General features: G+C 57.1%; 8 protein-coding genes. 6 read left to right on the top strand and 2 right to left on the bottom strand.

The window, feature by feature from the left end; translation table 11 throughout:
• Positions 1-4 precede the first annotated feature (4 nt).
• The 5 genes from bcsB (at position 5) to KTJ90_RS18560 (ending at position 11,125) form a co-directional block, all read left to right on the top strand.
• Positions 5-2,290, top strand: a complete 2,286-nt coding sequence (gene bcsB, locus KTJ90_RS18580) for a cellulose biosynthesis cyclic di-GMP-binding regulatory protein BcsB (RefSeq protein WP_078805049.1) — start codon at positions 5-7, stop codon at positions 2,288-2,290.
• Complete coding sequence (bcsC, locus tag KTJ90_RS18575) at positions 2,283-5,750, top strand: cellulose synthase complex outer membrane protein BcsC (protein ID WP_499025696.1); 3,468 nt, start codon at positions 2,283-2,285, stop codon at positions 5,748-5,750. The genes bcsB and bcsC overlap by 8 nt, the downstream gene beginning before the upstream one ends.
• A 116-nt stretch (positions 5,751-5,866) precedes the next feature.
• Positions 5,867-7,873 carry a biofilm formation regulator HmsP gene (gene hmsP, locus KTJ90_RS18570; RefSeq protein ID WP_078805047.1) on the top strand — a complete coding sequence of 669 codons (2,007 nt, stop codon included), beginning with the start codon at positions 5,867-5,869 and terminating at the stop codon, positions 7,871-7,873.
• Between the two features lie 225 nt (positions 7,874-8,098).
• Positions 8,099-9,388 (top strand): dicarboxylate/amino acid:cation symporter, encoded by a 1,290-nt coding sequence (locus KTJ90_RS18565; protein ID WP_003851983.1) that lies wholly within the window; start codon positions 8,099-8,101, stop codon positions 9,386-9,388.
• 246 nt (positions 9,389-9,634) lie between these two features.
• Entirely contained in the window at positions 9,635-11,125 is a 1,491-nt protein-coding gene (locus tag KTJ90_RS18560) for a M16 family metallopeptidase (RefSeq protein WP_008926420.1), read from the top strand.
• Positions 11,126-11,127: 2 nt separating this feature from the next.
• Here the strand turns inward: KTJ90_RS18560 and KTJ90_RS18555 are convergent, their stop codons facing one another.
• Positions 11,128-12,000 (bottom strand): alpha/beta hydrolase, encoded by an 873-nt coding sequence (locus KTJ90_RS18555; RefSeq protein ID WP_003851978.1) that lies wholly within the window; start codon positions 11,998-12,000, stop codon positions 11,128-11,130.
• 484 nt (positions 12,001-12,484) lie between these two features.
• Between KTJ90_RS18555 and msbA the strand changes: the two genes are divergently transcribed.
• Positions 12,485-14,242: a lipid A ABC transporter ATP-binding protein/permease MsbA gene (gene msbA, locus KTJ90_RS18550; RefSeq protein ID WP_499025693.1), complete on the top strand. Its 1,758-nt coding sequence runs from the start codon at positions 12,485-12,487 to the stop codon at positions 14,240-14,242.
• Between the two features lie 96 nt (positions 14,243-14,338).
• Here msbA and kdgK read toward each other — a convergent pair whose 3' ends face one another.
• On the bottom strand, positions 14,339-15,271 hold the full coding sequence (kdgK, locus tag KTJ90_RS18545; protein ID WP_003851975.1) for a 2-dehydro-3-deoxygluconokinase: 933 nt from the start codon (positions 15,269-15,271) through the stop codon (positions 14,339-14,341).
• Between the last annotated feature and the right edge of the window lie 224 nt (positions 15,272-15,495).

Below are 15,495 nucleotides of genomic sequence, written 5' to 3'. Positions count from 1 at the left end.
TGATATGACGATAACGAGAGTAAACAGGTGGGTCGCTGCGCTGCTGTTGGGTTCCACAACACTAAGCTGCGCCCTGGCGCAGGAAAATATGGCGGTCACTCCCGGAGAAACCGCGGTGCAATCTTTGCCGCCACAGCCTGCTGCACCGCTGCGTAACAGTCAGCTGAGCTTTGTTAAGCTGGCACCACCGCCGGGTAGCATGACGCTGAGCGGAACACGTACCAGCGGGCAGATCGAGTTCGGTGTGCGCAGTGATGAGGTGGTGACGCGTGCGCTGCTTAATCTTACCTATCGGCCCTCGCCTGCGCTGCTACCTGTGCTGTCGCAGCTGAAGGTTTATCTCAACGATGAGCTGATCGGCCTGATCACCATTACCCCGGACCAGCCGGGTAAAGAGATTCAGACGCAGCTGGCAATCGATCCTCACTATATTGCTGACTTTAACCGCGTGCGCTTTGAGCTGGTTGGTCACTACGCCAACATCTGCGAAAATCCGGCCAACAGCACCATCTGGCTTGATATCGGCAAAGAGAGCGGCATCGATCTGACGCTGCAAAAACTGCCGCTGAAAAATGACCTCTCCCATTTTCCTGAACCCTTTTTTGATACCCGCGACACGCGACCGCTGACCTTGCCGATGGTGTTTGCTGCCCAGCCGGACATAAAGCAGCAGCGGGCTGCCGCGATTCTCGCCTCCTGGTTCGGCAGCAAAGCTGCCTGGCGCGGACAGCGCTTTCAGGTGCTCTACAATCAGCTGCCGCAACAGCAGCATGCTGTGGTGTTTGCCACCAACGATGCGCGCCCGGATTTTCTGAAAGATTTGCCGCCGGTTGTAAAGCCGACCGTGGAGATAGTGAGTCAGCCTGACAGTCCCTATGAAAAAATGCTGCTCATCCTGGGACGCAACGACGACGATTTGCTGACGGCGGTGCAGGGGATTGCGCAGGGTGAGTTGCTGTTACGCGGGGACACCTCGACCATCGACCGCGTTACGCTGCTGGCACCGCGCCAGCCCTATGATGCGCCAAACTGGGTGCGCACCGATCGCCGCACCACCTTTGCTGAACTGACTCAGTATGAAAACCAGCTGCAGTCTGACGGCCTGCAGCCCAATCCCATCAGCCTGACGCTGAATCTGCCGCCCGATCTCTTCCTGGTTCGCGCGCGCGGCATCGACATGGATCTGAGCTATCGCTATACCGCGCCTTTCCAGTCGGATGGCTCACGGCTGGCGGTGAACCTGAATAATCAGTTCATCCAGGATTATCCGCTACCGCCTAAAAACACGGCCGGTCAGCAGTTGCTGCATATTCCCCTGATTCAGGGAATGCTGGACAAAAACCATGAACTGCTGATTCCGGCGTTACGCCTGGGTGTGGTTAACCAGCTGCGCTTCGATTTTGACTATGCCAACACCTTTATTGGTGGCAATGCTGACGGGCGTTGTGAAACCGTGACGCCGGTCGGTCATCATGTGGTGGTGGACGACAGTTCCAGCATCGATTTTTCTGGCTATCGCCACTACATCGAAATGCCATCACTGCGTGCCTGGGCAAATGCGGGCTTCCCGTTCAGCCGTTATGCCGATCTGGCGCAAACCCTGGTGCTGATGCCGCCAAAACCAGACGTCCAGCAGGTCAGCACACTGTTGAATGCGATGGGCAATAGTGGTGCACAGACTGGCTATCCGGCACTGCGCGTTCAGTTGACCGACGACTGGGCCACGGCGAAAAAGCAGGATGTGGATCTGCTGATGATCGGTGTCATCCCCAAAGATCTTCAGAATGACCTGCGGATCCCGGCGCTTGTCGACGCCACCGCCAGCTGGCTGAAAGAACCCGTGCGACGGGTCACGCCACAGATGAATCCGCAAAGCGGTCGCGATCAGACGGCAGAAAGCACCACTGCCATCAGCTCCCGCGGCCCGCTGGCAACGGTGATTGGCTTCCAGTCGCCGTTTTACGATCAGCGCAGCGTGGTTGCGCTGCTCGCCGATGGCACGCCGCGTGGCTGGCAACTGCTCAACGAGGCAATGAGTGACAGCGATAAGCGTGGCGCAATGTCTGGCTCCACCGCGATTATCCGCGAGTCAGGGGTTAACAGTCTGCGGGTTGGCGAGAGCTACTACGTTGGTCATCTGCCGTGGTGGGAGCGTCTCTGGTCGCTACTCTCGACCCATCCCTTCTGGCTGGCACTCTGCACACTCTTTGTGGTGGTGCTGTTCGCGCTAATGACGTGGCGTCTGATGCGAATTATTACCCGTCGTCGTTTACTGGATGAAGATGAATAACGCTCAGGTACTGCGGGCGGGCATGCTGCTTGGTGCGCTAAGTGCGCTGCCGGGGCTGGCCGCACCGACTGACGGACCGGAAGTCTCGCCAGTCGAGTGGCTGCTGGCACAGGTCCGCACCGGCGAGTCGACTAACAAATACGATCTGGTACAGCAATCGCTCTACCGGCTGGAGAAGATGGACCCGGATAATCCGCAGGTGCTTGCGGCGCGTCTGCGTCTGGCGCTGCATCAGGGCGATATCACCGCAGCGCAGACGTTGCTGGATCAGCTCAACAGGCTGGCGCCCGGCTCGACGGCGGCGCGTGAGTCTGCCGCAGGCCTGCGCATGATGTCGCCAGAGGGGCGGCAGCAACTGCAGCAGGCTCGATTGCTTGCTACCTCAGGGCGGCTGGCGGAAGCAAAAAGCGCGTACGATGCGCTGTTCAACGGCGTGTTTCCCGATCCCAACATCGCCCTGGAGTACTGGCGGCTGATGGCGCGCCTTCCTGGCCAGGAAGAGGTCGTATGGCAGCAGCTGCAGGCGATGGAACAGCGCTATCCGGGCAACGTTGGCGTCGGATTGCAGATTGCCCGAATGGCATTTGCCCGGCAGCAGTCGGCGCAGGCGATAGTCCAGCTGAAGCGGCTGGCGGAAAGCAGCGGCGGGCGTGATGCCGCGGCTGATCTCTGGCTGAAACAGATTAACGATCAACCGGTCAGCGACAGTAGCGTCGCGCAGTTGAAAGAGTATCTCACCGTCTTCACCGAGGGCGATGCGCATCAGCAGGGCCTGGAGGCGCTCTCGAAGCAGCAGACGACGCTGGCCGATCCCGCTTATCGCGAACGGATGCGCGCGCTGGCGCTGGTCGACGCAGGCAATGTGAATAACGCGATGGCGATCCTGAACCGGGCACTGAAAGCGAATCCCGATAATGCCGAATTAATGGGGGCGATGGGGCAGACCCAGGCCCGCGCGGGCCATCGTGATGCCGCCATTCTCTGGCTGGAACGCGCCATCAAAGCGGGACAGCAGAGCACGCTAATCGGCAAATGGCAGTCGCTGCTGCAGAGCAATCGCTACTGGCTGGCGATTGAGCAGGGCGATAAAGCGCTGGCGCAGCATGATATTGAAGGGGCCGGACAGCACTATCGTGCGGCCCAGAAGTATGACAGCAGCGACAGCTATGCCCTGATTGGCCTGGGTGATGTGGCGATGGCGCGTAAAGATGCGGCGGGCGCAGAACAGTTCTGGCAGCGCGCGCGACGGCTGGATGGCACCAATATCACCGCAGTGCGTCGGCTGGCGGGGCTTTATCAGGCTGTGTCGCCTGCACGCGAGCTGGAATTTATTACTACCTTACCCGCCGGGCAGCAGCGCGCCCTGGCTGACACGCTGCGCCTGCTGCGCAGCGATAGCCTGCGCACGGAAGCAGATGCTCTGGCGCAGCAGGCTCGCTGGCCGCAGGCGGCAGAGAAATATCGCCAGGCACGGGAGCTGGCTCCGGATGACGTCTGGCTCAGTTACCGGCTGGCTGGCGCGCTGCGTAACAGTGGTGACGTGCAGCAGGCGCAGACGATAATGCGCGCGGTCGCGCAGCAACATCCGCAGGATGCGACTGCACTTTACGCGACCGCACTCTGGTTCTCGGGCAACGATAACGACAGCGAGGCACTGGCCACGCTGCATCGTCAGCCCGATGCGCAGTGGAGCAGCGATATGCGTCAGCTGGCTGACCGCCTGAAACAGAATCAGATCTATGCCCAGTCCGAGGCGCTGCGCGCCGCCGGGCGGGAGCCAGCAGCCGTAACGCTGCTTGAGCAGCAGCCAGTTTCCAGCCGACGTGACCTGACGCTGGCCGACTGGGCACTGGCACGCGGTGACGCGCTGCAGGCGCTGGCAGGCTATCAGCAGGTACTGTCTCGCGAGCCGGAAAACGGCGATGCGGCGCTGGGACGAATCGAAGCGCTGGTTGCCCTGCAGCGCAACAGCGAAGCCCTACAGGCGCTTGAGCAACAGCCGCCGATTCAGGCGAGTGTCAATGCGGACAGGCGTGCTGCGCTGGCGTGGCAGGCGGTGGGTGAAACCACGCGGGCTGCCGTGCTGTTTAGCGATCTGAAACAGCGCGCCGCCTCGCTGCCACCTTCTCAGGATAAGGCGCTGGTGTTTCGTGATGCGGCACGACTTGAACGTTCGCAGCAGCAGCCTGAACAGGCACTGGCCGATTATCGTCAGGCGATGACGGCCAGCGGTATTGATAGCAGTGGCAATATCAGCCGCGCCACCCGCAACGATCCGCAGGATGAGTGGCTGAAGCGCAGCCTGCGCAGCGACACGGCCGATCTCTATCGTCAGCAGCAAACCACGCTGACAGTGCAGCAGGACTATTCACGCAACAGCGGTACGGGCGGCATCTCTGACTTTACGGCGCACACCACCATGCTGCAGGCGGAACATCCGTTTGCCGATGGGCGCGGCTTTTTCCGGCTCGACCGGGTGGACGTTTCCGCAGGGACCTTTACCACCCGAAACGGTAGCTTTAATGATTTATTTGGCAGCTGTGACGATGTGAATTCCGGCGGCTGCACTTCTCAGACTCACCAGCGTGACAGTGGCACGGCGCTGGCCGCTGGCTGGCATAATGCGATCTGGTCGGCCGACCTCGGCACCACGCCGCTGGGTTTTGAAGTCACTAACTGGACCGGCGGCCTGAGCTGGAAAACCGATGTGAAGCAGCTCGGTGTGACGCTGACCGCTTCACGCAGGCCAATTGCCAGTTCGCTGCTCTCCTATGCCGGGACGCGCGATCCGGCAGTCAACGGCAGTAAAAGCTGGGGCGGTGTGGTGGCAACGGGCGGCAGCATCGGGCTGAGTTACGATCAGGGCGGTGCGCATGGTGTCTGGGGCGACATCAGTGCGCATCAGATCACCGGCAAGAATGTCGCTGATAACAGCCGCGAGCGCCTGATGGGCGGCTATTACTACAAGCTGATCAACACCGACAATCGCCGTGCGACCATCGGGCTGAACAGCATGCTCTGGCACTATCAGAAGGATCTCAGTGATTACACCTTCGGCCAGGGCGGCTACTACAGTCCACAGCAATATCTCTCCTTTGCTGTGCCGGTCACCTGGCGGCAGCGTACGGAGAACTGGTCATTTGATCTGGGCGGTTCAGTTTCGTGGTCACATTCGAAAACGGATGCGCAGCAGCGTTATCCGGTCAATCCTGGCTTCACCCTTGCCAGCAATCCCTCTTCCGCCAGCAGCGCCGGCGGGGGGATCGGCTACACGCTGCAGGCAGTAGTTGAGCGGCGGCTGACGTCGGCGTGGTTTGTAGGAGCAGGTGTCGATATTCAGCAGGCGAAAGATTACACCCCGAGCCACGGCCTGATCTATGTACGCTATGCTGCCGGGGGCTGGGAAGGGGATCTGGATATGCCGCCACAGCCGCTGGTTCCCTACGCAGATTTTAAATAATCCCGACCGGGAAAAAGCCGGACTTTTCAGACGGTAAAAAAGTCAGTTTATGGGATATACTGGCGGGCATTGTACTGTCTGCTATCTGGGCTTTTTTCATCGTCAGGAGAGAATTTTTGCGCGTAAGCCGGTCACTTACGATAAAGCAGATGGCGACAGTTTCGCTGGTTGCGGTTATCACCATCAGTATCTTTATCGTCATCCAACTGTTTCATTTTGTGCAGCAGCGCAGAATTGACTACGCCCAGCAGATGGAGAATATCGCGCACACCGTCCGTCAGCCGCTGTCGGAAGCGGTGCTGCGCGCCGATATTCCTCAGGCCGAACGTATTCTTCACTCTCTGAAACCGGCCGGTATTTTATCGCGCGCCGATGTGGTGCTGCCGAATGCGTTCCAGGCACTGCATGCCGATTTCGAGGTGGAAAAACCGGTGCCGCGTCTGGTCGCCCGCCTGTTTGAGCTGCCGGTGCAGATTACTCTGCCGCTCTATTCGGTCGAAAATACCGGGATGCCGAAGCCGCTGGCCTATCTGGTGTTGCAGGCTAACTCGACGCGCGTCTACCAGTTTATCCTCAGCACGCTCTCGACCATGATTATCACCTATCTGTTGCTGGCGCTGATTCTTTCCGTGGCGATCAGCTGGTGCATTAACCGGCTGGTGGTGCATCCGCTGCGCAATCTCTCTCGCGAACTGCAGGAGCTGCCGCCCCAGTCGATTCTGACGCACAAGCTGTCGCTACCGCAGAGCCACCGCGATGATGAAATCGGTATGCTGGTCCGTAGCTACAACCGCAATCAGCAGGTGCTGGAGTCAATCCATGATGAGATGAGCCGGCTGACGACCCATTTTCCCGTCACCGATCTGCCCAACCGCACTCTGTTTCTGGCGCTGGTCGATCAGTGCATGCGCATGCCTGAACAGTCACTGGGTCTGATGGTCATCCGCATTGAAACCCTCCAGGAAGCTAACGGCGTACTCAGCGATGAGCAGCGCGATACACTGATGCTGACGCTGGTGGAGAAGATCCGTAATACCCTGGACGACCATACTTTGCTGGCGCAGACCGGAACCAGCGATTTTGTTCTGTTAATGAAGCGCGCAAGCAATCCGTTCCGCGCACTGCGTCTGGCGCGCAACCTGATGATTCGCCTGAATCAGCCGGTTAACCTCCATCAGCTGCAGTTGCGCCCTAATCTCAGTATCGGTCTGGCGCTGCGTGAGGATCAGCCGCTGAGCGCGAATGAGCTGCTTGACCGCGCGACGTCGGCGATGATGTCGGCCCGTCATCAGGGCAAAAATCAGATCCTGTTCTTTGACGCCGCACTGACCGAGCGCGCGCAGAAGCGCCTGACTCAGGAGCATGACATCCTGCAGGGTCTGCATGATGATCAGTTCGCGCTTTACCTGCAACCGCAGGTCGATATGCGGACCGGCGCGTTAACCGGCGCCGAAGCCCTGTTGCGCATGCGCCAGCCAGACGGCAGTTATGGTCTTACCGAAGAATTTATTGCCAGCGCCGAAGAGATTGGCGTGATTAGCGCGATAGGTCGCTGGGTGTTTGAAGAGGCGTGCCGCATTCTGGCTGGCTGGCAGCGGCAGGGCATTATGCTGCCGCTGAGTGTGAATATTTCCGCTGTGCAACTGCGGGACACCGGCGTGGTCTCTCATCTGCAAGCCCTGCTGACGCGCCACCGCATCGCACCCGACACGCTGGTGCTGGAAGTGACAGAGACCGCTCAGCTTGATGATGCAGAACAGGCGATGTCGATGCTGCGCCTGTTGCAGCAGACCGGCGTCGCCGTGGCCCTGGATGATTTTGGCATGGGCTACTCCAACCTGAACTATCTGCATCAGCTGAAAGCGTTGCCGGTAAACAAGCTGAAGATGGATCGCAGCTTCGTGGCGGCGCTACCGCATGACGACACAATGGTCCGTATCGTCGCGGCTATCGCCGAGATTATCCACCTTGAAGTGATTGCCGAAGGCGTGGAAACAGCCGAGCAGCGCGACTGGCTTCTGGCGCGCGGTATCGCTATCGGGCAGGGCTATCTCTACGCTGAAGCCCTGCCTCTGACCCGATTTAATCAGGCGTGGATTGAAAACTCCTCACTGCCGCAATAATTGCCTGATTCATTGATTTTGCGAGAATTTTAGTTACAAAACCCCTTGCTGAAGCGTTTCAGTTCAGAATTACGATCCCAGGGTTTCCTGGGCGTTTGTCACCCTGTATTAATCACGTAAACAGAGTGTTATTTTCGGGTTACTGTCAGGCGCTACCTCTGTTGCCTGACAGTCACAATAACGAATCCGACAACATCACCTCACGGCGTTAGTGGACACCTGTTTATGAAAACCTCACTTTTTAAAAGCCTTTATTTCCAGGTGCTGATGGCGATTGGCATCGGCGTTTTGTTAGGCCATTTTTACCCGGAGTTAGGGACCCAGATGAAGCCGCTGGGAGATGCCTTTGTTAAGTTAATCAAGATGATTATCGCCCCGGTCATTTTCTGTACCGTGGTGACCGGCATCGCTGGCATGGAAAGCATGAAAGCGGTAGGACGGACCGGTGCGGTTGCGCTGCTCTATTTTGAAATTGTCAGCACCATCGCGCTGCTTATCGGCCTGATCGTGGTGAACGTGGTGCAGCCAGGTGCCGGGATGAACGTTGATCCTGCCACGCTGGATGCCAAAGCTGTGGCGATGTACGCGCAGCAGGCAGAGCAACAGGGTGTCGTCGCTTTCCTGCTGGATATTATCCCCAACAGCGTGATTGGCGCCTTTGCCAGCGGCAACATTCTGCAGGTACTGCTGTTTGCCATTCTGTTTGGTTTTGCCCTGCATCGTCTGGGTAACACCGGCACGCTGATTTTCAACGTGATTGAAAATTTCTCAAAAGTGATTTTCGGCATTATCAATATGATCATGCGTCTGGCACCGATAGGGGCATTTGGCGCAATGGCGTTCACCATCGGTAAATACGGCGTGGGTTCACTGGTGCAACTCGGCCAGCTGATTATCTGTTTCTATATCACCTGTATTCTGTTTGTGGTGATTGTGCTGGGGCTGATTGCGCGTCTGTTTGCCGGGTTCAGCATCTTCAAGTTTATCGCCTACATAAAAGAAGAGCTGCTGATTGTGCTGGGGACTTCCTCTTCCGAATCTGCGCTGCCGCGCATGCTGGATAAGATGGAGAAGCTGGGCTGCAAGAAATCGGTGGTCGGGCTGGTGATTCCCACCGGCTATTCCTTTAACCTGGACGGCACCTCGATTTACCTGACCATGGCGGCGGTATTTATTGCTCAGGCGACCAATGCGCACATGGATATCTTCCATCAGATTACGCTGCTGGTGGTGCTGCTGCTCTCTTCCAAAGGTGCGGCGGGGGTAACCGGTAGTGGATTCATCGTGCTGGCGGCGACGCTCTCTGCGGTGGGCCATCTGCCGGTGGCGGGTCTGGCGTTGATTCTCGGTATTGACCGCTTTATGTCCGAAGCCCGTGCGCTGACTAACCTGATTGGTAACGGTGTAGCGACCGTGGTGGTGGCGAAATGGGTCGACCAGCTGGATCATAAACAGCTGACCGATACGCTGGCAGGCCGAAATAAAGAGAATAAAGCGACTGAATCTTCAATTTAATCATTGAATTTAACTTAAATCCCCACAAATGCCCGCTGTCGCTTGCCCTGACAGCGGGCATTTGCATAATAAACCCCACTTGTTTTTTTTGACGTTTTTCACTTCGTTACGCGACATCCTGAGCTTCCTGTGGTCAAACACTTTGTTGTTGGATAACAGCGCGATTCGGCGCCAGCCGATTCGTTAATAACAGCGGCAATATGCGCCAGTGATAACAATATTTGAATTATTTGAGTAGGGGTTCACATGCAGGGCACCAGAATTCGGCTTTTGGTTGGTGGATTAGTGCTGGCAAGCAGCTTTGGTCTCCAGGCAGAAACGCTGCAACCGGATCCGGCCTGGCAGGAAGGCAAGCTGGATAATGGATTTAACTGGCAGTTACTGGCCACACCGCAACGCCCCAGCGACCGCATTGAACTGCGGCTGGTGGTGAATACCGGTTCGCTGGTAGAGAGTGCGCAACAGACGGGCTTCAGTCATCTGCTGTCGCGCCTGGCGATGGTGCATAACACCGCGCTTGATAACAACCAGCAACGCGCGCTATGGCAACAGGCGATGGATCCACAGCGTCCGCTGCCGCCTGTCATTACCTCCTATGACTCCACCCAATATAATCTGAGTCTGCCGAATAACCGTCCCGAACTGCTGAAAGAAGCACTGAACTGGCTGGCGGCCACGGCGGGCAATATGGCTATCACCGAACAGGTGGTCAACACTGCGCTGGCCGCCTCCGATCCGGTGGCGACCTGGCCGAAAGATTCGCAGGATGTCTGGTGGCGCTACCGCCTGAAGGGCTCTGCGCTGCTGGCGCATGATCCCGCCGCGCAGCCGCGCGCACCCGTCGATTTAACCCAGCTCAACGATTTTTATCATCAGTGGTACACCCCGGATGCGATGACGCTCTACGTTGTTGGCAATGTTGATAGCCGGAACCTTTCTGAGCAGATCAACAAAACCTTCTCGGCGCTAACCGGGAAACGTGAAACGCCTGCACCTCTGCCCACCCTGTCGCCGCTGCCGCACGAGCCGGTCAATCTGGTGAGCAGCAACATGACGCAGGATCGTCTCTCACTGGTGTGGGATACGCCGTGGCAACCGATTCGGGACTCCCAGAATCTGCAACGTTACTGGCAGGGCGACCTGGCCCGTGAAGCGCTGTTCTGGCATGTCCAGCGTGCGCTCAGCGACAGCAAGGCGCAGGGCATCCAGGTGGGATTTGATTGCCGCGTGCTCTATCAGCGTGCGCAGTGCTCGATCAACATGGACGGGCGCAACGACAACCTGGCGCAGAATATGAATCTGGTGGCGCGCGAGCTGGCGAACGTGCGTGATAAAGGCATTCCGCAGGAGGAGTTTGATGCGCTGATGGCGCAGAAGCTGCTGGAGCTGAATAAGCTCTTTACCACCTATGCCCGCACCGATACCGATGTGCTGATGAGCCAGCGCCTGCGATCTCAGCAGAACGCCGTGGTCGATATTGCGCCTGAGCAGTATCAGAAGCTGCGTCAGACTTTCCTGGCCGGCCTGACCCGTGAACAGTTGAACCAGGAGCTGCGCCAGCAGCTGACGCAGGAACTGATGATGGTTCTGATTCAGCCGGAAGGCGAAGCGGAAACTAACGTGAAGAGCCTGCAGGAGAGCTGGGACAAAGTAATGTCACCGGCAACGGCACCGGCGACCAGCAATGAAGCCAGCCCGCCGGATAGCAACGTCAAAGACGTTCCGCCCGCCGCTTAACGTCAGGTTTTTGCCCTGAGCCACTCGGTCACTAACATTGGCCAGCTGGCGAGGGGCAAATCTGCCACGCCACGGATACCAAATCCGTGCCCGCCTTTCTGATAGAAATGCACCTCTGCCGGCACCTTATGCTCACGCAGCGCGCCAAAAAACGCCATGCTGTGATTCACCGAGACATCATCATCGTCGGCGGCGTGGATCAACAGTGTCGGTGGCACCAGCGGATGAACACGGGTTTCCATTGAATAGGCTTCAATGGTTTTCTGATCCGGCCACGCACCCAGCAGGCGGGTTCTGGCACCCTCATGGGCAATGCCATCACGCATGCTGATCAGCGGATAAACCAGCACCATCGCATCGGGACGCGGCGAGAAGTTTTCTGCGCCATCCTGCACCGGATAGAGTTTCTCTGCGAAACGCGTTCCCAGACTGGCTGCCACGTGGCCGCCCGCCGAAAAGCCCATCATCACAATGTATTTACCGTTCAGGCCACGCTGTGCCCGTTCACGCAGGACGCGAACCGCACGCTGCGCATCGGCCAATGGCGCGTCGGGACCTTCATGATGTCCATCATAGGGCAGGCGATAGGTCATGACCGCCAGGGTGTAACCCATCGATGTAAAGAAGGTGGCCAGGGCGCTGCCTTCACGATCAATCATCACGCGCTGATAGCCACCACCCGGTGCAACCAGCAGGGTAATCCCGTTTGATTCTACCGGATGCCAGATCGCCATCTCCGGGCAACGTACGCCGGTCGCTGCGCGATCGTAAGGCTCATACTCTTTTGCCATATCGACGATCTGCGGCTCTGCGCGCGAATCGCTGGCGCCTGGCGCATCACCGTGTGGCCAGATATTAATAATTTCTGTGTGCATAAATAGATCCTGATGCGGGGAATATTTTAATTGTTTTGTTCGCGGCCGGAGAGAACAGCTTCCTGCTGTCTTTTGATTAAAAGATGGTCTTTTTTCAGGCGGTCGTCCATCCGAAAAGGGCAAATCTGACCAGATTCGGACTATGCCTGGTGGTGGATCTATTTATATAAATGATTAATTTTAATCAATAAATTATAAGGCGGATTGAAGAGGGATGCCGCTGGAAGTCCGCTATTAACCACGAATTTGCAGCTTAAGGTAAATGGCTGGCATGGCTCGCTTTGTTAGCCAAAATTTACCGGATATCACGCTGTGTGCTGTTCAGACAGCATAATGATTTTACCGCCAGAATCACGTTCACTTCGCTGCAGGGGCTTAAGTGCCACAGTCTCATTTGGGAATGTTCAGCGTCGGGCAGTTTCCTGTTGGTTGATGAGGTTTAACATAACATCAGCCGTTCATTCACAACGGTAAGATGAATTCCATGTTTGATAACGATCTCTCTACCCGGCAAACCTTCTCTCGTTTGTGGCCGACGATTTCTCCCTTCAGACTGGGGCTGGTGGTTGCGGGTGTCGCCCTGATCGTCAACGCAGCAATCGATCCATTGATGCTGACGTTGCTGAAGACGCTGCTTGACGATGTGATTGGCAGGAATAACCACGGCATTCTGATCTGGATGCCGCTGGTGATTATCGGGCTGATCCTGGTCCGCGGTGTGAGCGGCTATATCTCCAGTTACTGTATCTCCTGGGTGTCAGGCAAAGTGGTCATGGCGCTGCGTTGTCGACTGTTCAGCCATATAATGGGCATGCCGGTGGCTTTTTTTGATCAGCAATCAACCGGCACGTTGCTCTCACGTATCAGCTACGACTGCGAACAGGTCGCCTCCTCTTCGTCCGGTTCGCTGGTGACGGTGGTCCGTGAGGGAGCCTCTATTCTTGGCCTGTTTGTGATGATGTTCTACTACAGCTGGCAGCTTTCCCTGATCCTGCTGGTGCTGGCACCCATTGTGTCGATGGCGATTCGCATCGTCTCCAGGCGCTTTCGCGGTATCAGCAAGAACATGCAGAACACCATGGGGCAGGTAACGTCTCATGCAGAGCAGATGCTGAAAGGCCATAAAGAGGTACTGATGTTCGGCGGCCAGCAGGTCGAGACGACCCGCTTCGAACAGGTCAGCAACAACATGCGTCGTCAGGGGATGAAAATGGTCTCAGCGACCTCGCTCTCCGATCCCATTATTCAGCTGCTCGCCTCCTCTGCGCTCGCCTTTGTGCTCTATGCGGCGAGTTTTCCCTCTGTGATGGCCACACTGACAGCGGGTTCTATCAGTGCGGTGTTTTCCGCCATGCTGATGCTGATGCGTCCGTTAAAGTCACTGACTAACGTTAACGCCCAGTTCCAGCGCGGTATGGCTGCCTGTCAGACACTGTTTGCCATCCTGGATACTGAACAGGAGAAAGATGAGGGAACATACGTGGTTGAACGCGCGACCGGCAATATAGAATTTCGCGATGTCACCTTTACCTATCCGGGATCGGAAACGCCCGCGCTGGAGCATATTAACCTGACCATTCCCGCCGGTAAAACTGTGGCGCTGGTGGGCCGTTCCGGTTCGGGTAAATCGACTCTCGCCAGCCTGCTGACACGCTTTTACGACATCGACAGCGGAGAGATTTTGCTGGATGGTCATGCGCTGCGTGACTACACCCTGGCCTCGCTGCGTGAGCAGGTGGCACTGGTCTCTCAGCACGTTCACCTCTTCAACGACACGGTCGCCAACAACATCGCTTATGCCCGTACCGACGTCTTCAGCCGTGAAGCAATCGAAAAGGCGGCACAGATGGCCCATGCTATGGAATTCATTAATAAAATGGATAACGGACTGGATACAGTGATTGGGGAGAACGGGGTGCTGTTGTCGGGTGGGCAGCGCCAGCGCATCGCGATTGCCCGCGCCCTGCTGCGCGACAGTCCAATTCTGATCCTCGACGAGGCGACCTCGGCGCTGGATACCGAATCTGAACGCGCGATTCAGTCTGCGCTGGAGACGCTGCAGCAGAACCGGACCACGCTGATCATCGCTCACCGGCTCTCAACCATTGAAAAGGCCGATGAAATTCTGCTGGTAGAAGAGGGGAGGATTCTGGAGCGCGGCTCGCATCAGCAACTCCTGCAGAAAAACGGCGCGTATACACGGCTCTATAAGATGCAGTTCAGTCAGCCGCTGTGTGCGTAAAAGGTGTGAATGCCAGAAGCTAAAAAATGCGCCTCCGGGCGCATTTTTCGTCATCTGCATTCGCAGTCCATCTTCACGACGCTAACGGCTACAGCATCATTCAGGCATCGCCTCTGCCGGAATTATCGCGCCGCGATGCTGAATCACGATACTGGCTGTCAGATGCCCACGCTGCGCGGCTTCCTCCGCAGAAGCCCCGGTCAGACGGCGCGCCAGATACCCGGCACTGAATGAATCACCGGCGGCAGTCGTATCGATCACCTTCTCTTTCGCCAGACGCACCGCAGGCACATCAATCAGCGGCGCATCGCCGGTGACCACCAGACAGGAGTCGGCACCGCGCTTAATCACGATTTCGCTGGCGCCCGCCTGACGGGTTCGTGCGATAACCTCTTCCAGCGGCGCTTCGCCCCACAGCAGATGCTCATCATCCAGTGTCAGGAAGGCGATATCGGTACAGTTCAGCATGGCGCGATACGCAGCCTGCGCACTGGCGCGATCGGCCCATAAACGCGGGCGGTAGTTATTATCAAAAATCACCTTGCCGCCATTTGCCCGGCAACGGGCCAGTAGCGTCATTAGCTTCTCACGGCTGGACGGCGGCAGAATAGCCAGACTGATGCCGCTGAGATAGAGATAATCGTAGTGCGACAATTGCCCAGCTATCTCCTCAGATTGCGGGCTATCAAGCCAGTAACGCGCCGCAGCATCGCTGCGCCAGTACCAGAAAGTACGCTCGCCATCGGCATCCGTTTCAATCACATACAGGCCCGGCATCTTATTATCGAGGCGCTGGATCAGGTCCGTATTCACCTTCTCCTGCTGCCAGGCGGCGATCATCTGATCGCTAAACGAATCCGTTCCCAGCGCAGTGACATAATCGACCCGCAACTGCTGCTCATCGACCTGGCGGGCGAGATAAACTGCCGTGTTAAGCGTATCGCCGCCAAAGCCCCGTTTGATGTTCTCACCCTTTTCGGACAGCTCAATCATGCATTCGCCAATAATGGCGATTTTCTTGTGCGTCATGGTTTCAGACCTGTAGTGAAATATCGTCCTAGTCTCGCGTCTGGTATGGCAGACGTCAATGATTTTAAAACGCCGTTTTAATTTAACTTAAGGCATGAAACAGCCTCGATCTGGCAGATAAACGCGGCTAACGTCGGCTTGTTTAGCCGATTATGTTAGCGAGACGGCTGATAAACTCGCCGTTTTATATTGCCATGCCGTTCATCTTAATATCACAGGCACTT

The sequence above is a fragment of the Pantoea jilinensis genome (assembly GCF_019104105.1).
GTDB classification, from domain to species: Bacteria; Pseudomonadota; Gammaproteobacteria; order Enterobacterales; family Enterobacteriaceae; genus Pantoea; species Pantoea eucalypti.
The sequence above is the reverse complement of the archived record's forward strand: the minus strand, read 5'-3'. Positions and strand labels throughout refer to the sequence as shown.